Below are 17,790 nucleotides of genomic sequence, written 5' to 3'. Positions count from 1 at the left end.
GCTCCCCCTCTCCCCTGCTCCCTCTCTCCCCTCTCCTCAGCTTTTGGGTTTGAGATAGACAATGGCTTGTCGCCAGATCGTAGTCTGCGTGTTTTCTTCGTCTAGCAGGCAAATGCAATGGGGGTCTTGCCAGAAAATTTTTCCAGCTAAAAGGTCATTAGTGACGAGTTTGAGTTCTACTTCTTGTTTGTCTTTGATGTAGGTTTGAACTTGGCGAATGCTGGGCAATCCCGTCTCGAATTCAGACATAATCGTGAATAGGTAATAGGTAATGGGTAATGAGTAAGGAGTTGAGTCAGCGGTCAAGATATTGGAAGAGGACTTACACGCTCTGTACAATCTTCCGCGATCGCGAGTCAAGCTCGATCGCAATTGCCAGGTACGAAGCAAGTCCGCAGCCAGCCTGAAGCAATCTCAGACCTTTATATTTGCGTTACGGTGCGTAAGTCCTATAGAAGTTTATCAAGTTAATTAGGAGCTAATCGTTGAAATGGCAATTGAGTTTACTAAGTATCACGGACTAGGTAATGATTTTATTCTGATTGACAATCGTCATCAGTCAGAACCAATTTTAACCCTACAGCAAGCAGAGGAGTTGTGCGATCGCCACTTTGGGATTGGTGGAGATGGCGTAATCTTTGCTCTTCCAGGGCAAAATGGTACGGACTATACTATGCGGATTTACAACTCCGATGGTTCGGAAGCGGAAATGTGCGGTAATGGTATTCGCTGTTTAGCTAAGTTTATCGCTGATTTAGAAGGTGTCAATGCTAAAACTCAGTATCGTATTGATACTCTTGCTGGTGTTATGACCCCAGAATTGCTAGCTGATGGTCAGGTAAAAGTTGATATGGGAATACCCCGACTTTTAGCTGCGGAAATTCCCACAACTTTAGAATCTCCCGATCGAAAAGTTGTAGAGTTACCCCTAGAAGTAGCAGGACAGTCTTGGTTAGTTACCTGCGTTAGTATGGGAAATCCACACTGTATTACCTTTGTAGAGGACGTTTCAGCTATTGCTTTAGAAACTATTGGGCCGCTATTTGAACATCACGCGGTTTTCCCCCAGCGGACAAATACAGAATTTATCCAAATTATACGTCGAGACTACGTGAAAATGCGGGTGTGGGAAAGAGGCGCTGGTGTTACGCTTGCTTGTGGGACTGGTGCTTGTGCTTCTGTGGTAGCTGGAGTGTTAGCTGGAAAGTGCGATCGCATAGCTGCGGTTGAACTCCCTGGCGGTATTTTGCAAATTGAATGGTCGCAGGTCGATCAAAGGCTGTATATGACTGGGCCAGCAGTACAAGTATTTGCGGGCAAAATTTAGCCGTCAACAGCAGTACCGCAACACTCGGAACACCAGAATAAATAAGCTGAAATTACTTATTTATTCTGTTCGCAATCTAACATCTGATATCTAACATCTAATATCAATTAGGGGTACTTTAATGGGCGGCGGCATTTATCTAATTCAGGACGACGACCGGCTGGTGGAAATGACAGAACAACCCTATGATTCCGAAGATCAGCTTCAAGAATTGCTAGAAACTTATCCTAACCTAATAGCAGGCGATCAAATAGATAGAGCGACACCAAGGCGATGGCTGTTAATTTCACGGGAAGTGGCACTGTTAAGTGAAGAGGAAACTGCTGGTCGTTGGTCTTTAGATCATTTGTTTCTTGACCAAGATGCAATTCCTACTTTGGTAGAAGTTAAGCGTGCTCGCAGTGCGGATACCCGGCAAAAAATAACTGGTCAAATGCTTGATTATGCTGCTAATGCTGTAGTTTATTGGCCAATTGAGTCAATTATTGGTTTATTTGAAACTAATTGCCGGGAACAAAATCGCGATCCCGAACAAATTTTTGAAGAATTTTTGGGTGCTGATACTAATGAGGATCGGTTTTGGCAGAAGGTAAAAACTAATTTGCAAGCTGGTAAATTGCGTTTAGTATTTGTGGCAGAAGAGATTTCCGCAGAAATGCGGCGAGTGGTAGAATTTCTAAATGAACAGATGGACCCGGTAGAGGTTTTAGCTTTAGAAATTAAGCAATATGTTAGCCAAGATGGTTTAAAAACCTTGGTTCCTAGAGTGATTGGCCAGACGGCGGAAGCACAGCAGAAAAAATCGAGCGCGACTCGTGAAAGAAGGCGTTGGGATGAGGTTTCTTTCTTTGAGGAATTGAAATCTAGGCGAGGTGAAGATGAGGCGGAAATGGCTAGTTCTATCCACGACTGGGTACAAAGTCAAGACCCTGAAGTTGAGGTACACTGGGGAACAGGTGACACTTATGGAGGCTTTGCTGCTCAGCTTAATCAAAGAGGAAGAAAACCTTATCAGTTGTTTACTGTTGATATTTCTGGAAGGCTGGAGATTTCTTCTAGTAATTATGGTTCCCAGTGGCCCTTTAATCAGGGAGATAAATGGTTAGAATTGCGGTCTAAATTTAGTTCTATTGGTCTGTCGCTACCAATAGATCCTGGGGAGAGACGTTCCCCTAGTTTGCCTTTATCTACTTTGCAGGATGAATCGGTTCTTAAGCAGGTTCTTGAAACTTTTGATTGGATTATTGAGGAAATTCAAAGTTCTTAGAAATGTTAAGGGTTAACGGTTAACTGTTAACTGTTAACTGTTAGCTGGTAATTGGTAATTGGTAATACTTTTTCCCTCTTCCTTCTTCCTTCTTCCTTCTCTCCTAGATAACTAAATTTTTCTTCCTTCCTCCTTTGACTTAACTGCTACGGGGTTTTTCAGTGGCCATGAGAATTAAATAGTCATCATTTTCTAACTTATAATTTGCTGGAGGATTAGAAATAACTTCTCCTTCTATGCCTTTTTGCACAGCCAAAACAATACTTTGATAAGTTTGTTTCATATATATCAATACATCTATAAATGCTAGTCCAATCTTAGATTTAGGAACGGGAACTTTATATAATTGATTGCCATCTTCCGAGCGCAATATCTCGTAGATGACTTTAGTAATGCCATGATTTAGCGCTGCTTGAGAAATCAGCATACTGCTTAAATCGCTACTAACGATGATTTCATCAGCGTTAGCTCTTTTACAAGTCTTGACGTAGGCTTGATCTACTAATTCTACAATTGTATAAGCATCGGGATTAATGCTCTCTACAGTCAGCGTAGATAGAATAGCTTTAGCATCGCGAGCTGTATCTTCTAAACTATCGTCACCTAAAATTATCACTGTTTTAGCTTTAACTAAGTTGGCACGATGTAAGGTTTCATCACACACTTGACCTTTGATAAAGAAAAAATCGATTTCATCTAGCGGCTTCCTTTCTATATCAGCAATTAAAACCATTGACTTTCCTTGATTTTGAGTATCAATACTCAATTCATTCAAAATTACTCGCGCTCGATAATTCCATCCGCACAAAATAGTATGATTTTCAAGGTTGCGCTCTCCCATACCTAGATAGTCTTTCATTTTTCTCCCTATTAAAATAGTTGCCATTGTCGCACTGAATGTGGCTAGTAGACCGATGCCAATAAACATATTAACGACAGCTATTAGCCGACCAACAAGTGTTGTAGGGGCTATGTCACCATAGCCAACAGTGGCTAATGTAACGATGCTCCACCATACAGCATCAATGAAGGATAAATGTGGTTCTGCCCAGGATAAACCTAACCCACTAACTATAATGAAGAGAGCAATAAATATGATTAGCAGATCCAGATTTTCATTCTGCAAAAAACGCAGGATTTTTTGCGGATTTTTGCTCGAAACTTTCAATTTTTTTTGGTTCTGATTTTTTAAATCCCTCAATTTTTGTTTCTCTCATTACACCCGATCTTATGTTTAATTAGGTAGATTTACTTATCATCCCGCTGATGTCACTTCGATCGCAGAAAAAGGCTTTCGTTCCAGAAAATTATCTCCCGAAAGTAACATCATAGGGCTTAGATGCCTCATATCATGTCCCGTTAAACACTTGTCATTGTTCGCTGTGTTCCGCGCGTCAAGAGAAGCGCAGTTGCGAGGAACGAAGCAATCTGAGGAGTTGCGAACGTAGTGAAGCAAACTAAGCCCGAAGCAATCTCAAAACCTTGCGATTGCTTCGCTTTGCTCGCAATGACAGATCGTAAGTAATTTGCTGGAAATGCTATCATAGATAGCAGATTAAAAAGTTAAAAATTGCCGATGGGTATGCAATTTTTAATTTTTAGTTCAGAAATGAATGTTTGCTTGCTTCAACCGCCGCAATGCTTCTCCCAAGCGATCGCAATCTGCAATCAAGCTAATCCTTACATAACCCTCACCCCCACTCCCAAAGGCATTCCCTGGGGTGACGACTACTCCAGTTTGCTGCAAAACATTTAGGGCAAAATCAGTGGAACTAATTCCGGGGGGACAGGGAACCCAGAGATACATTGTCGCCAAAGGCTTCGGTACATTCCACCCTAATTCTGCTAATCCATTAATTAGGAAATCTCGGCGAGTGCGATAACGTTCCTGTACTTCGGTCAAATATCGATCTGGCAATTGTAATGCGGTTTCTGCTGCGGTTTGGACTGCGGTAAATATGCCATAATCGAGGTTAGTTTTTAATGTCCGTAAACCTTGAATAATCCGGCTATTTCCAACTACAAACCCGACGCGCCAACCGGCCATATTGTAAGTTTTAGATAGAGTGTGGAACTCTACGCCGATGTCTTTACCGCCAGGAATTTCTAGCAAACTTGTGGGTTCATAGCCATCAAAGGCCAGTTCCGCATAGCAGAGATCGTGGACTAGCAAGATTTGAAATTTGTGGGCAAAGGCGACTATATCTTTGAAAAATTCGCGGGGGGCGGTTGCGCCTGTGGGGTTGCTGGGATAGTTGAAATAGAGGACTTTGGCTTGTTCGGCTACTGTGTCCGGAATATCGGCTAAGTCGATTACCCAGTCGTTTTCGGGCTTTAATATTATGCTGTGAATTTTGCCGCCAGCGATCGCAGGGCCGCGAAAGTGGGCGGGATAGGCGGGGGATGGTACTAATACTAAGTCGCCGGGGTTGATGTAGGTGATCGCGAGGTGAGTTAAGCCTTCTTTTGAACCTAATAATGGCAAGGCTTCGCTATTAGGATCGAGTTCGACGTTGTAGCGGCGGCGATACCAGTTGGTAATGGTTTTGCGGAAGCTGGCGGTTCCTTCAAAGGGGGGATAGCCGTGATTTGCTGAGTTTTGAACTGCTGCGATCGCAGCTTCTACTACGGGCTGGGGCGTTGCGCCGTCTGGGTTCCCCATTCCTAAGTCGATTAAGTCTAGTCCTTGTTCGCGCGCGCGGGCTTTGAGTTCGTCGAGGCGGGCAAATACGTAGGGCGGTAATGCTTGTAATCTGTCGGCGGGGCTAATCCAGTCTAATGTCATCGGAAATAAGGTTTTTATTTAATAACGAACCGCAGAGGCGCAAAGGCACAGAGGGAGTTGATTTTTAACCGGAGATCGGGCGGATAATCATCATAGCAATCTGCGTGTATCTGCGGTTACATTTTAATCGCGACTTAGGCATTTTGTACCAAAAACTAAGGCATTGCTTCGTTGCGATCGCCATGACAGAGTGATGTTCTGCATAAGTCCTATTGATTTTTTAGGGTTGTTCGTTGGCTAGTGTCGCTGCGAGGTTGTTACGCCCTGTTTCGATCGGGGCGGTAGTCGATACCATCGCGGCCATGAGTTGTTCGGGGGTGACTTTGAAGGGTAGGCGGTGGATGTCGGAGTTAGGTTGACAGGCGATTTCGGCGGCGTTTTGCAATTCGGCGAGGGTGATATCGGTTAACCCTAGATCCGCTAAGGTTTGGGGTAAGCCGATTTCGCTATAAAATTTGATTAGTTGTTGGCGGGCTGAGGCTGCAAGTTGGGAGTTTTGCAGCATTTCTTCTAGCCGCAATTGCACTAAGATCCCATAAGCTACTTTTTCGCCGTGTAGGGTTCCCTTGCGGTGGAGGTGGGTGAGGCCGTTATGGACGGCGTGGGCGGCTACTGTCCGACATTGGGCCCCGCCGATACCGCCGATTACGCCTGCGAGGAGGGTGGTAGCGTCTACGACTTCTTGCCAGATTTCGCTTCCTGGTTGTTGGAGGGCGGGAACTGATTTTTGGAATAAGATATCGCGGAGGACTCTGGCTTGTTGGACGGCGGCGATAATCATGGTTTGTTCGGAGTGGCCGCTGCTAACTGAGGCTTCATACCATTTGGCGATCGCATCTCCAATTCCCGCTACTAATGTCCGTTGGGGGGCGGTTTGAATCAAGCTGTAGTCGAGGATCAGTAAGTCGGGACATTTGGCGAGGCTGACATCGTAGAGGAATGCGCCTCGGTCTGAGTAGATGTTAGATAAAGCTGTCCAGGCGGCGCAGGTGGCGGCGGATGTGGGGATGGTGGCGATCGGGATTTGGCGCTGGTAGGCTAGGAGTTTGGCGGTATCGAGGGCTTTACCGCCGCCGACTCCGATGATGAAATCGGCTTTGTGGGCGATCGCGGCTTCGTGGAGGGTTTTGAGGCTATTTTCGCTACAATCTTGGCCGTAGGTGGCTTGGGCGACCTCTAACGGCTGATTTTCGAGGTAGGGTTGAATGGCTGCGAGGGAGTTTTTGCCGCCGACGATCAGGGGGCGGTTGCCAAGTTGGGCGATCGCATCTATTGATTGCGCGATGCCTTCGGCCGGCGCAGCCATCGCATTTTTGCCCCGGATGACACGGGCGGGGGCAATTGTCAAGGAAAATAGGTCAGTCTTGGTTTTGGTTGGGGTAGAGGTTTGAGTCATTTAGCGATCGCGTCGTGACGGGTTGTGGAGTTATATAGATTTACAGGATAACTCTAACAAAGCTTTAGCAACAGGGTCAGTTTTCGACCGTTTTTATTAAAGATTGTCTTAGGTGTGGGGTGGTTAGGTGTGATTCACTTTCCTCAATTTCTGCTGGAGTTGGTTCTCTTGGTTCTTCTATTCTGAGGAAAACTTGGTAATTTCCAGGGATAATCTCAGAGGGAACTTGTGCTGTAAGTTTGCCATCTGGTGCAATCATAGCTGAGGCTTCAATGGTTGTTATTCTCGCCTCTTTGTTCTTATTTTTATTAGAGATTGAGCTATCATTGTTTGAGTCATCTATTTTTTTGATTGTCAGGATAACGCTGCGGTTTCCTGGGGGAACATCTGATAAAAACTGTACTTGTAGGTTGCCATCAGGTGTAATAATTCCTTTGCCTTCTATCCTGCTGATGGTCACATATCTATCGCCGTCTTTGCCAGTAATTTTTACTAGAGGTTTTTGTCGATTTGGATGAGATTGGCGAGATTTACCTCTTACTACTTTGCTAAAATCATATCCCGCTAGTAGTTCTGAGTAGTCATCTGGCATTTCATAATCATCAATCGGATTAATTGCCTTGTTCATAAATACTCCTTTCCCAGTTAGTTACCATTCTAGCATTAATAATTCGAGTTGCATTGCCTCGCTCTGTGTAAACCACTGCTAGTAGTCTTTGGTGCATAGAATAACCAATTGCTAAAAAGCGTGTTTCGCCTACGGCGTGTATGGGGTCATCAATGGAAAGGAAAAATGGATCGTCGAAAATAGTCTGTGCTTCATCAAAAGCAACTCCGTGTTTTCTAATATTTTTTGTTTCCTTTTCTCGATCCCACTCAAAATCAGTTGTCATTGTCTAGTTAACATTCTCTCGCTCCTCACCGACATCTATTATATTATGAAGGGGAGAAAAGCGACGATCTTTTGCTATTGCTGCAAATATATCAGGACTTACGCACCCAACCTCATAAACCGGGTTTTTTGACGAAAATACTTCGCCTTTATCCACAGATTCTCTCATAAACCAGGTTTCAGGGATTCCATAGTAAGTCCTATATCTTTGACACGATCGTAGCAAAATAGACTAAAATTTCCGTAAGTACAAATTACCTCAATCCTTGAAATCAATGACCGATCACCATGAGATTGTTGACGTACAGGAAACTACTTGCTGCATCGTTGGCGGCGGCCCGGCGGGAGTGGTTCTCGGCTTACTTTTAGCCCGCCAAGGCATCCCAGTCACCCTCTTAGAATTGCATCAGGATTTCGATCGCGAATTTCGGGGCGACACGATTCACCCATCAACAATGGAATTAATGGATCGACTTGGTTTAGCCGATCGCCTGTTAGAATTACCTCATAGCAAAATTCACGAACTCACTTTTAAAACACCCACCGGAAGTCTGAAGGCGGCGGATTTTAGTCGTCTCAAAACTCGCTTTCCTTATATCACTCTTCTCCCCCAAGTCAAATTTTTAGAAACGATCGCGACTGAGGCGAAAAAGTACCCGGATTTCCAGTTAATCATGGGTGCAAATGTGCAGGAACTGATTGCAGAAAAAGGGATGATTCGGGGTGTCCGCTATCGAGGTAAAGGGGGTTGGCATGAAGTGCGATCGCCTCTGACTATTGGCGCAGATGGCCGATTTTCCCGTCTCCGTCAACTGGCAGGTTTTGAACCGATTAAAACTTCCCCACCGATGGATGTTCTCTGGTTTCGTTTACCGCGATCGCCACAAGATCCAAAGGGGAAAGGTTTAGACGGCCGCATCCGTGACGGACACCTGTTAGCGATTATCGATCGCCTCGATTATTGGCAGCTAGGTTATGTGATTCTCAAAGGTAGTTATCAAAAGCTTCGCGCTGATGGTATTGAGACATTGCAACGTGCGATCGTGGATTTAGCGCCAGAATTTCGCGATCGCGTCCACCATCTCAAAGATTGGTCAGAAATGGCTTTTCTCTCGGTGGAATCGAATCGACTTCCCCAGTGGTATCGCGACGGGTTGTTGCTAATTGGTGATGCGGCCCACACGATGTCTCCTGTTGGTGGTGTGGGGATTAATTATGCTGTTCAAGATGCAATCGTGGCGGCTAATATCCTCAGCGAACCATTAAAAAATGGCAGTTTACATCTGTGGGATTTAGCAGAAGTACAACGGCAGAGAGAATGCCCGATTAAAGCGATTCAGGCTTTTCAAAATCAAATTCAGCAACAAATTATTGCCCGTGCTCTGGATGGCGACAAACCGTTTACATTACCGGGTTTTTTGCGGTTGCCAATTTTGCGGGATATTCCAGGCCGGTTAATTGGTTTTGGAATTTGGCCTGTGAAGTTAAAATGTTAGGTTGTTTTGCATAAGTCCTTACTAAATCAATATCCGGTTTTAAATAACTCCTTTATTCTCTTCTTCTTTCCTCTGTACTTCTGATTCTCTATGGTTCCTTAAAAAAGGGTGATAAAACCGGATTGAGTCTCAATTTAATCAAGCAATTTCCGCCTTTTGGAAAACATCAATTTCCTCCAATTCATCCAGATGGCTTACAATCCGATGCTGCAATTGGCTAAAATAAACAATTTCGTACTCATCTCCCAATTCCTTTTGAAGTTGCTGCCACAAACTAATCCCTTCTCTTTCAAAAGCTATCTCTTCCTGTTCGCTTGCAAAACCCGCCGAAGCTGGATCGTCCCAATCAATAATTCCATCATAAATCTTTTGCCAATTGAGTAATCTTTCAATGGTTTCCTCACTCAGCGGTAACTCCCAGGGTTCAATGTCACCGCCATCATCTCTATCCCACAGGGGATAACAATCAAAATCAGCCATCAGCTTAATTCTTTGCACCATATCATTGCCAATCTCTAAAAAACAATCCTACCATCCGACAATTTAGCAATCCGCAGAATGTTATCTGGGTTATGCTTAACTCCAGTCTCCCGCAGTTGGCGAATTAATTCCTCTCTTTCAACCTCACTCGTCAATGCAATTCCCTCTAAATGTGCGATAATTCGATATTATCACCAACTCCCGAATATGACAGAACCACAAACCGTAACCTACCGCACAGAACGCGACTCAATGGGAGATAAACAAATCCCATCTACCGTATATTATGGTATCCAAACTCTCCGCGCCGTCGAAAATTTTCCTATTAGTGGCATCAAACCATTACCAACTTATATTGATGCCTGTATTCTGATTAAGAAAGCCACCGCGATCGCGAATGGCGAATTAGGCTGCATTCCCCAAGATATTAGTCAAGCAATTGTGCAAGCGATCGATGAAATCCTAGCAGGTAAGTTGCGCGATCAATTCGTAGTTGATGTTTATCAAGCTGGCGCTGGAACTTCTCACCACATGAATGTTAACGAAGTCCTAGCAAATCGCGCTTTAGAAATTTTAGGAGATGAAAAAGGCAACTATAAACGAGTTAGTCCTAACGATCATGTTAATTACGGTCAATCGACTAATGATGTGATTCCGACTGCGATTCGCATTGGTGGACTTTTAGCTTTAGAAAGGACGCTTTTCCCGGCTTTATCTAATGCAATTTCCGCCCTTGACAACAAAGCCGAAGAATTTAAAGATATTGTCAAATCTGGTCGCACTCACCTTCAAGATGCCGTCCCTATACGATTAGGTGAAACCTTCCGCGCTTGGGCACAAATTCTGACAGAACATTACAACAGAATTGAACTTGCCTCCGGCGACTTGACATTATTAGGATTAGGTGGTAGCGCTGCCGGTACAGGCTTAAATACCCATCCGCAATATTGCGATCGCGCCGCGAAAATTCTCTCCGAATTAATCGATCGACCCCTTAAACCCGCACCACATTTAATGGCCGCCATGCAGAGTATGGCCCCCTTTGTCAATGTATCTGGCGCTATCCGCAATTTAGCCCAAGATTGTGTTAAAATTTCTCATGATTTACGATTGATGGATTCAGGGCCAAAAACTGGTTTTAAAGAAATTCAATTGCCCCCCGTACAGCCGGGATCGTCAATTATGCCCGGTAAATACAATCCCGTGATGGCAGAAATGACATCAATGGTATGCTTTCAAGTAATGGGTTATGATAGCGCGATCGCCCTCGCCGCCCAAGCTGGACAATTAGAATTGAATGTAATGATGCCGCTCATTGCTTATAATTTGATTCAAAGTATCGAAATTTTAGGCAATACCATCAACGCACTCAGTAAAAAGTGTCTGGAGGGAATAGAAGCCAAAAGCGATCGCTGTCTCGCTTATGCTGAAGGTAGTCTCGCCCTTGTCACCGCGCTTAACCCAGATATTGGCTATCTCAACGCCGCCGCCGTCGCCAAAGAATCTTTAGAAACTGGTAAATCTTTGCGGCAAATAGTCCTAGAGCGTGGTTTAATGAGTGCTGAAGACTTGGCAAAAGTTCTCGATTTAGATAAAATGAGTGCTATGCCAGAAATAAATTGCTAATGGCTAATTGTTAATGGCTAATAGCTAATTGCAATTAAGAACATAAGTTTGGGAGCATTTGAGGTATTGCGCCACTCTCAAGAATAGACAAAGCCCCTTATGAGGGCGGGTTCGCTAAAAGTTTTAAAGGTACTAAGAGGCTAAATAAACCCGCCCCCACCCCGAAAGGAAGTCTCTTATTGACAATGGTGCAAAATATAGCGGTTATTCAAGCAAGTGAGATTACCAATTAGGCATTAGCAATTATCCCCAATAAAACCACTAAAAAATTATGAGAAGTTCCTTTGCTACCCAGGCCCAAACCAACGCGACACAAGTTACCTTTTATTTTGATAACGGTCAATCAGAAGCATTTAATATCCCTGTTCCCGCCGCTACCTTCAGTCAACAATTACCCCAATTGTTAGCGCAACCTGTGTTAACATTCCATTTAATCGATCAAACAGTGATCGTCTACACAGCCAAGGTGATAAAAGTAGAAGTAAAACCGCCCATACCTCAAATTCAAGGAGAGGGAACTTTCCCTAACTCTCAGCGAATCACCACCATGCAGCGGGCGGCAACCGGTAGATTTCCAACTGAATAAAATTCTCGCCAACTTCAAGAATTTTCTAAAAATTCTTAATTGCTAAAATATTTCTTTTGATTGCATTTCCTTTCTTCTTTCTTCCTTACTTAACTTATGGCTAAAGTTAGTTTGATTCGCGCCAAATCTTACGATTTCCATGCCTTGCAGGAATCGCTAGAAAATCTGCTAGAACCGCTAGGCGGGATGAGTGCCTTTGTGAAAAAAGGCGATCGCGTCCTTCTCAAACCTAACCTTTTAACTGGTTCTCGCCCGACTAAAGAATGCGTCACCCGCCCAGAATTAGTTTACTGCATTGCTAAAATGGTAATCGCAGCAGGTGGTAAACCATTTTTAGGAGATAGTCCCGCTTTTGGGAGTGCAATTGGTGTCGCCAAAGCTAACGGTTATTTGCCCTTTTTAGAAGAACTAAATTTGCCAATAGTTGAGTTTCAAGGCAAGCGTTATCAGACAGTCAGCGAGGAATTTAATCATTTGCGATTGTGCAAAGAAGCAATGGAAGCAGATGTAGTCATTAACATCCCCAAGCTGAAATCTCACGCACAATTAACCGTGACAATGGGAGTTAAAAACCTGTTCGGTTGTGTCCCCGGAAAAATGAAAGCATGGTGGCACATGGAAGCAGGTAAAGATAGCGCTCGTTTTGGCACAATGCTAGCAGAAACCGCACGGGCAATTAACCCAAATTTGACAATTATTGATGGCATCATTGGTCACGAAGGCAATGGCCCAAGCGGCGGTGAACCTCGCTATTTAGGGATTTTAGGTGCGTCGTCCGATGTATTTGCTCTAGATCGCTCTATAATAGAAATTGTCAATGTAGAACCCGCAAGCGTTCCCACAGTAGCGGCATCTATAAGATTGGGTTTTTGCTCGAATTTAGAAGCAATTGATTTTCCCCTGTTGCAACCGGAAGAATTAAAGATTTTGGATTGGAAACTACCCGAAACTATGATGCCGATAGATTTCGGAATGCCTCGCGTGGTTAAGTCCACTTTCAAGCATTTTTATATCAAGTTTATCAAAGAACGAATCAACGCTTACAGTGGCAGATAGTCAGGATAACAAGTAGGGACACGGTATTGCCAATTATATCAACTTAAGGTCACAACTATTAGTCCGTCAGGGGTTAAAACCCCTGCCTCAAAACTAAAGTCCTCTCAAGAGGACTAAGCAGTTCTAAAGTCCTCTTCAGAGGACTTTAGCTATTAGCCAGGGACTTAAGTCCCTGGCGGCTTTCGGCTTTAAGTTGACACCAATAAGTATTGCCGTGTCCCTTCATAAACCTGAAATATGCTGTATTAAAATTCCTAGCCGTAACGCATTTCCTCCAAAGGGGGATCTGTGTCTTGAGGATCGAATCGCTTTAAGTTCAAAGACTGCAAAGTAAACAGCCAAATATAAAGCGGATTTAGTAAAAGATATCGCTTCCAAAGACGCTTCGGTTCCATTGCCAAGCGAAATACCCATTCTAAACCTAAACTAGCTAAAAACTCAGGAGCTTTAGCCAAATTACCAGCATGAAAATCGTAAGCTGCACCTACAGCCATTAATGGCATTGACAAATCATTGCGATATTCATAAGCCCAAACTTCTTGCCGAGGACAACCCAAACCAACGAAAGTAATTGCGGCCCCACTTTTGCGAATTTGTTCTACAATTTCTCGTTTTTCTTCCGCAGAAACTTGCTTAAATCGAGAAGGTTGAGAACCCGCAATTACTAACTTAGGAAAACGCTTGCAAAGATTGTGGGATAAAGCTTCAAGTACGGAAGGTTTAGAACCGTACAAGTAAATAGGCAATCCCTCTTCTGCTGCACGTTCGCACACTAATAACATCGTAGTTGGCCCGCAAACGCGATCGGGGAGCCCTGCATGATAGAGCAAATTTAATGCCCATCTTACAGGTTGTCCGTCTGGCAATACTAAGTCAAAATGATTGAGTCGGTAGCGATGAATTCTGTCAAGAACTCCCGTCATTACGCCATGAACTGCGAGAGCGGAAATAGACATTGGTTGGTGTTGGTGAGCGGCCGTAATAATGGTGCTAACAGCCGCTTCATAATCTAGAGAATTTACCAAAACACCAATGACATTTTTCTTCCCTTGATCTATCATTATGCTACCTCTTTTAACCAACGATCGCGGTTAAATTCGTAAATCTCTTCAAGGATTTGTTTGACATTATATTTCATCTGCCATTCGGGATAATGACTGGCAAATCGCCCATTATCGCTAATCCACCAAATATGATCGCCAACTCGATTAGTTTCCCCATAATTCCAATTCATTTTGCGACCAGTAATCTCTTCGCACATCTGAATGCCTTCTAGCATTGAACAATTGCTATGGCGACCTCCGCCAGCATTGTAAACCTCTGCTACTCTGGGAGCTTTAAAAAATTCATAGAATGCAGCAATTAAGTCCGCGCTGTGAATATTGTCACGCACTTGCTTGCCTTTGTAACCAAAAACTGTGTAAGGAGTACCCATTGCGGCACACTTCATTAAATAAGCTAAAAACCCATGCAATTGAGTACCAGAGTGATTGGGCCCAGTCAGACATCCCCCCCGAAAACAGGCAGTTTTCATATTAAAATAGCGGCCGTATTCCTGAACTAAAACATCAGCCGCTACCTTAGAAGCACCAAATAAACTATGCAAGGTGTGGTCAATCGACATATCTTCTCGGATGCCGCCTACATAGGTATGACTAGGATCGATTTCCCAACGATGCTCTAATTCTATCAAGGGCAAACGGTTAGGGGTATCGCCGTAAACTTTGTTAGTTGAAGTGAAAATAAATGGAGATTCAATTGCATATTGTCGGGTTGCTTCCAGCAGGTTTAGCGTGCCGTTGGCATTGACAGTAAAATCTGTCAGAGGTTCCCGCGCGGCCCAATCGTGAGAGGGTTGAGCTGCGGTATGAATTACTAACTTAATATCAGAACCATACTGCTTAAAAACCTTAGCAATGGCTTCATAATCGCGAATATCTGCTTCGACATGGTGATATTTGCCTTTTAAGGATTGCTCTAACCGTTGCCGATTCCAAGTAGTGGAGGCTTCGTCTCCAAAAAATACGCGGCGCATATCATTATCAATTCCCACCACATCAAATCCCTGGCTGGCAAAAAAATTAGATGCCTCGGAACCAATTAAACCAGCCGATCCAGTAATGATTACAACGCTCATTCGATTTTAGATGTTAGATTTTGGATTGTGAATTTTGTAGAGATTATTTGTTATTTATTACAGGGACTTTTTGACCTATAACTCCTAACTAATAACCAATGCACCCAGTCAAAGTTTATATTTTTGTTGGGCAACGATGTCTTCGCACAACTGAGCGAAGAACTGACCGTTGACATCCCAATCATATACCTCTGCCACCCGTTTTTGACCTGCTTGACCCATGCGCGATCGCAACTCTGGATCGTCGGCCAAACGCGCGATCGCCTCAGCTAAGTCATTGACTGCCTGTTTGGGATGATAACCAGGCACTTTTATGCCCGTTTCAGCGGTCACTTGGGTAGCCGGGCCTCCCAGATCGAAACAGACGATCGGACGACCCGCAGCCATCCCTTCTAGGCACGTCCACCCACCTGAATCGTGCAAGCTAGGATGAATCAATACATGAGATTCCTCTAGCTTACCCAAACTTTCCTGACGTGGCAGCCTTCCCCACAACTTAACTTGAGAAGCAATGCCCAATTCTGCAATTAGAGACTCAAGGCGATCGCGTTCTGGGCCATCTCCCAGCAGCCAATATTCAGTATTGGGCAAGTTGGCAATACCAAATGCCCGCACCGCTAGGTGATAGCCTTTCCAGTGCAGCAGCCGCCCCATACTGATAAATCTGATCGGGGAAGCCTCCGGCAGCTTGTACTCTCTTAGCCTCGCCATCTCTGTCTTTGACAGATAGGCTTCGGAAAGCACCTGTACCTTTTTCGCACCCATAGCCCGCACCCGCTTCGCCGTATCCTCTGTTGTCGCCAAGGCTAAGACGCTACGTCGGGCAGTTATCCTCGCAAACGGATCGCTTGCGCCTAGCTTCTGCGCCCATTCTCGCGCTGTTTCGTAAAGTTTTCCCTTAAAGCTAAAATCTTTCCAAAAAGGTCTGGGAGCTGCTTCACCGCCGCCTACGGGGCCCCAAATAAAAGGAATTGGCAGCAGCGAGATGAAACTAGGCGACCAAAATTTAACGTAGGTAACGTGGCGGGCGATATCAAAACCTATTTTACGGTGGAGCGATCGCGCCACAAAATAAGCCAAAATTTGCCACAGATAGTAGTGCAGTTGCACTCCCCCCTGTCTGCCTTTAAAGTTTTCTTTCCAACCTAGAGGCTCAATATAGATAAAGTGTAGGTTCGCGATCGGGCGTTCAGCAAGTTCAGCTTCAATAGCTTCACGGTAAAAGGTGCGAGTTAGTACCCAGACTTCTTGGTGTTTTGCTGCTTCTACCACCGTATTCCAGCCCACTCCTTCTTCGGAACCCTGTCCGGGTTCGCAGGCAAAGGCAGATAAAAGAATTTTCATCTGTAGATTGTTAGTTGTTGGTGGTTACTCGTTCGTCGTTAGTGGCTAGTGGCTAGTGGTTCATTTTTCTCATCGCTAGGATTAAAATAGTTTTCCCCCTGGGATTTGGTATTATTGAGGTCGTTGTTATTCTCAAGCCCACCTTCCATAGTATCAAGTGTCACAGTAACAAATTTTAACCTTTTGGGATTTGAGGCTGGCGAGCACAAAATAACACCAACTACCGACAACGAACAACTAACTGTCCCCCATTAAAAATGATGTAACTTCGGCATAAGCTTCAGCAGCACTGGTAGGAGTTGTGCGAGCAATTAACTGACGAGAACACTCTCCCATTGACTGTATTAAATCGGGATTATCCAGAAAACGACGCATCCCCTCCGCTAACCTTTGAGGATCGTGGGGATCGAAAATGTAACCATTTTCTCCTTCTACAATCAGCTCACAGGCAGCCGCTGCATTAGAACAAAGTATCGGTTTACCAAACACCATCGCCTCTGGCACCACCATCCCCCAGACATCCTCAAAAGTAGGAAATACAAAAATATCAGCTTGCTGAAAGTAAGCTCCCAAACTTCCATACTCAACCCATCCCACCCAAGTTATTTGCTCTTGAAGTTCGCGCTCTTTAATAAACGCTTCAAGCTCCTCTCGTTGATCTCCCTTACCAACAATTAGCAGCGTATAATTAGAGTAACCATGACTTTTTAGAACTGCACAAGCTTCTAACAAAGTCTTAATTCCCTTCCTAGCTGTAATCCGCCCTACATAGAGAAAGATTGGGCGCTGCAACTGCAAATTAGGCACAGTTGTTTTTTCCAATCTTTTCATCAGAGCTTCCGTATCAGGAACTAGATAAGTTCTAGTAAAAACTTCGTCTGGTTGAGCATTTAGCACTTCCACCAGATATTTTGTTCCCGCTTGGCTGTTAGAAACAAAGGCATCAGCAAACCGAGCTAAAATGCGTCGAGCAAAAGTCCGAAAACCCGAATCTCGAAAGTCAGAGTTGGGGGAACTGCCATCGTAAATAATTGCAATTCGCCAACCACAAAGCGGTTTGAGGACTACTGTCAAGACAGTCCACAGCGAAAAAGCTTGAGGAAAAACCACATGAGGTCGAAATTGCAGCAAGTAACCAATAATACTCGGAGATACCATCAGAAAGCCGCGATCGTAACCCATCTCTATCTTAGTCGTTTCAACAAATTTAGTCTCCCCTACTATTTCAATTGCCGAAGCTCCTGGTAGCGTTTCATCAAATCCCGGCCAAACGCGACCGGTATAAAACTTAGTCTGCTTAAAAATTTTAGTAAATTCTCTCAAGACTGGTTGCCAGTATGCTCCCAGTTCGACATCAGGGACAAGCCAAGCAATGCGAATTTGATCCCGATTCTGCAT

The 17,790-nt window shown here is 44.3% G+C and carries 18 protein-coding genes; 6 read left to right on the top strand and 12 right to left on the bottom strand.

The window, feature by feature from the left end; all coding sequences use genetic code 11:
- Nucleotides 1-36 precede the first annotated feature (36 nt).
- Nucleotides 37-390 (bottom strand): Hfq-related RNA-binding protein, encoded by a 354-nt coding sequence (locus OSCIL6407_RS38560; protein ID WP_456077483.1) that lies wholly within the window; start codon nucleotides 388-390, stop codon nucleotides 37-39.
- A 100-nt stretch (nucleotides 391-490) separates the two neighbouring features.
- Between OSCIL6407_RS38560 and dapF the strand changes: the two genes are divergently transcribed.
- The gene (gene dapF, locus OSCIL6407_RS0110230) at nucleotides 491-1,327 is read left to right on the top strand and encodes a diaminopimelate epimerase (RefSeq protein WP_007353919.1); all 837 of its coding nucleotides are present in this window, start codon (nucleotides 491-493) and stop codon (nucleotides 1,325-1,327) included.
- A gap of 121 nt (nucleotides 1,328-1,448) precedes the next feature.
- Entirely contained in the window at nucleotides 1,449-2,594 is a 1,146-nt protein-coding gene (locus tag OSCIL6407_RS0110225) for a hypothetical protein (protein WP_007353918.1), read from the top strand.
- A 139-nt stretch (nucleotides 2,595-2,733) separates the two neighbouring features.
- Here the strand turns inward: OSCIL6407_RS0110225 and OSCIL6407_RS0110220 are convergent, their stop codons facing one another.
- From OSCIL6407_RS0110220 to OSCIL6407_RS35320, 6 genes are all read right to left on the bottom strand, one after another.
- Nucleotides 2,734-3,762, bottom strand: coding sequence for a potassium channel family protein (locus tag OSCIL6407_RS0110220; protein ID WP_234708706.1), 1,029 nt, complete (start codon nucleotides 3,760-3,762; stop codon nucleotides 2,734-2,736).
- 435 nt (nucleotides 3,763-4,197) lie between these two features.
- Nucleotides 4,198-5,379 carry an aspartate aminotransferase gene (locus tag OSCIL6407_RS0110215; RefSeq protein WP_007353916.1) on the bottom strand — a complete coding sequence of 394 codons (1,182 nt, stop codon included), beginning with the start codon at nucleotides 5,377-5,379 and terminating at the stop codon, nucleotides 4,198-4,200.
- A gap of 220 nt (nucleotides 5,380-5,599) precedes the next feature.
- Nucleotides 5,600-6,775 carry an iron-containing alcohol dehydrogenase family protein gene (locus OSCIL6407_RS0110210; protein ID WP_007353915.1) on the bottom strand — a complete coding sequence of 392 codons (1,176 nt, stop codon included), beginning with the start codon at nucleotides 6,773-6,775 and terminating at the stop codon, nucleotides 5,600-5,602.
- A 76-nt stretch (nucleotides 6,776-6,851) separates the two neighbouring features.
- Complete coding sequence (locus OSCIL6407_RS0110205) at nucleotides 6,852-7,403, bottom strand: hypothetical protein (RefSeq protein ID WP_007353914.1); 552 nt, start codon at nucleotides 7,401-7,403, stop codon at nucleotides 6,852-6,854.
- Nucleotides 7,387-7,668 carry a BrnT family toxin gene (locus OSCIL6407_RS0110200; RefSeq protein ID WP_007353913.1) on the bottom strand — a complete coding sequence of 94 codons (282 nt, stop codon included), beginning with the start codon at nucleotides 7,666-7,668 and terminating at the stop codon, nucleotides 7,387-7,389. The genes OSCIL6407_RS0110205 and OSCIL6407_RS0110200 overlap by 17 nt, the downstream gene beginning before the upstream one ends.
- A gap of 3 nt (nucleotides 7,669-7,671) precedes the next feature.
- The gene (locus OSCIL6407_RS35320) at nucleotides 7,672-7,836 is read right to left on the bottom strand and encodes a hypothetical protein (RefSeq protein WP_155523391.1); all 165 of its coding nucleotides are present in this window, start codon (nucleotides 7,834-7,836) and stop codon (nucleotides 7,672-7,674) included.
- A gap of 106 nt (nucleotides 7,837-7,942) precedes the next feature.
- Between OSCIL6407_RS35320 and OSCIL6407_RS0110195 the strand changes: the two genes are divergently transcribed.
- A complete protein-coding gene (locus tag OSCIL6407_RS0110195) occupies nucleotides 7,943-9,163 on the top strand; it encodes an FAD-dependent oxidoreductase (protein WP_007353911.1) in 1,221 nt (406 codons plus the stop codon).
- A 138-nt stretch (nucleotides 9,164-9,301) separates the two neighbouring features.
- Here the strand turns inward: OSCIL6407_RS0110195 and OSCIL6407_RS0110190 are convergent, their stop codons facing one another.
- Nucleotides 9,302-9,643 carry a hypothetical protein gene (locus tag OSCIL6407_RS0110190; protein WP_456077482.1) on the bottom strand — a complete coding sequence of 114 codons (342 nt, stop codon included), beginning with the start codon at nucleotides 9,641-9,643 and terminating at the stop codon, nucleotides 9,302-9,304.
- Nucleotides 9,644-9,850: 207 nt separating this feature from the next.
- Between OSCIL6407_RS0110190 and OSCIL6407_RS0110185 the strand changes: the two genes are divergently transcribed.
- The 3 genes from OSCIL6407_RS0110185 (at nucleotide 9,851) to OSCIL6407_RS0110175 (ending at nucleotide 12,911) form a co-directional block, all read left to right on the top strand.
- Nucleotides 9,851-11,269 (top strand): aspartate ammonia-lyase, encoded by a 1,419-nt coding sequence (locus tag OSCIL6407_RS0110185; RefSeq protein ID WP_007353908.1) that lies wholly within the window; start codon nucleotides 9,851-9,853, stop codon nucleotides 11,267-11,269.
- 271 nt (nucleotides 11,270-11,540) lie between these two features.
- The gene (locus OSCIL6407_RS0110180; protein ID WP_007353907.1) at nucleotides 11,541-11,855 is read left to right on the top strand and encodes a hypothetical protein; all 315 of its coding nucleotides are present in this window, start codon (nucleotides 11,541-11,543) and stop codon (nucleotides 11,853-11,855) included.
- 96 nt (nucleotides 11,856-11,951) lie between these two features.
- Nucleotides 11,952-12,911, top strand: a complete 960-nt coding sequence (locus tag OSCIL6407_RS0110175) for a DUF362 domain-containing protein (protein WP_007353906.1) — start codon at nucleotides 11,952-11,954, stop codon at nucleotides 12,909-12,911.
- A gap of 254 nt (nucleotides 12,912-13,165) precedes the next feature.
- Here OSCIL6407_RS0110175 and OSCIL6407_RS0110170 read toward each other — a convergent pair whose 3' ends face one another.
- From OSCIL6407_RS0110170 to OSCIL6407_RS0110155, 4 genes are all read right to left on the bottom strand, one after another.
- Complete coding sequence (locus OSCIL6407_RS0110170; RefSeq protein WP_007353905.1) at nucleotides 13,166-13,972, bottom strand: WecB/TagA/CpsF family glycosyltransferase; 807 nt, start codon at nucleotides 13,970-13,972, stop codon at nucleotides 13,166-13,168.
- Nucleotides 13,972-15,048 carry an NAD-dependent epimerase/dehydratase family protein gene (locus tag OSCIL6407_RS0110165; protein ID WP_007353904.1) on the bottom strand — a complete coding sequence of 359 codons (1,077 nt, stop codon included), beginning with the start codon at nucleotides 15,046-15,048 and terminating at the stop codon, nucleotides 13,972-13,974. The genes OSCIL6407_RS0110170 and OSCIL6407_RS0110165 overlap by 1 nt, the downstream gene beginning before the upstream one ends.
- A 108-nt stretch (nucleotides 15,049-15,156) precedes the next feature.
- Nucleotides 15,157-16,392: a glycosyltransferase family 4 protein gene (locus OSCIL6407_RS0110160; protein ID WP_007353903.1), complete on the bottom strand. Its 1,236-nt coding sequence runs from the start codon at nucleotides 16,390-16,392 to the stop codon at nucleotides 15,157-15,159.
- A gap of 237 nt (nucleotides 16,393-16,629) precedes the next feature.
- Nucleotides 16,630-17,790, bottom strand: coding sequence for a glycosyltransferase (locus OSCIL6407_RS0110155; protein ID WP_007353901.1), 1,161 nt, complete (start codon nucleotides 17,788-17,790; stop codon nucleotides 16,630-16,632).

Origin of the sequence: Kamptonema formosum PCC 6407, assembly GCF_000332155.1 — a bacterium.
Lineage (GTDB): Bacteria > Cyanobacteriota > Cyanobacteriia > Cyanobacteriales > Microcoleaceae > Kamptonema > Kamptonema formosum.
The sequence above is the reverse complement of the archived record's forward strand: the minus strand, read 5'-3'. Positions and strand labels throughout refer to the sequence as shown.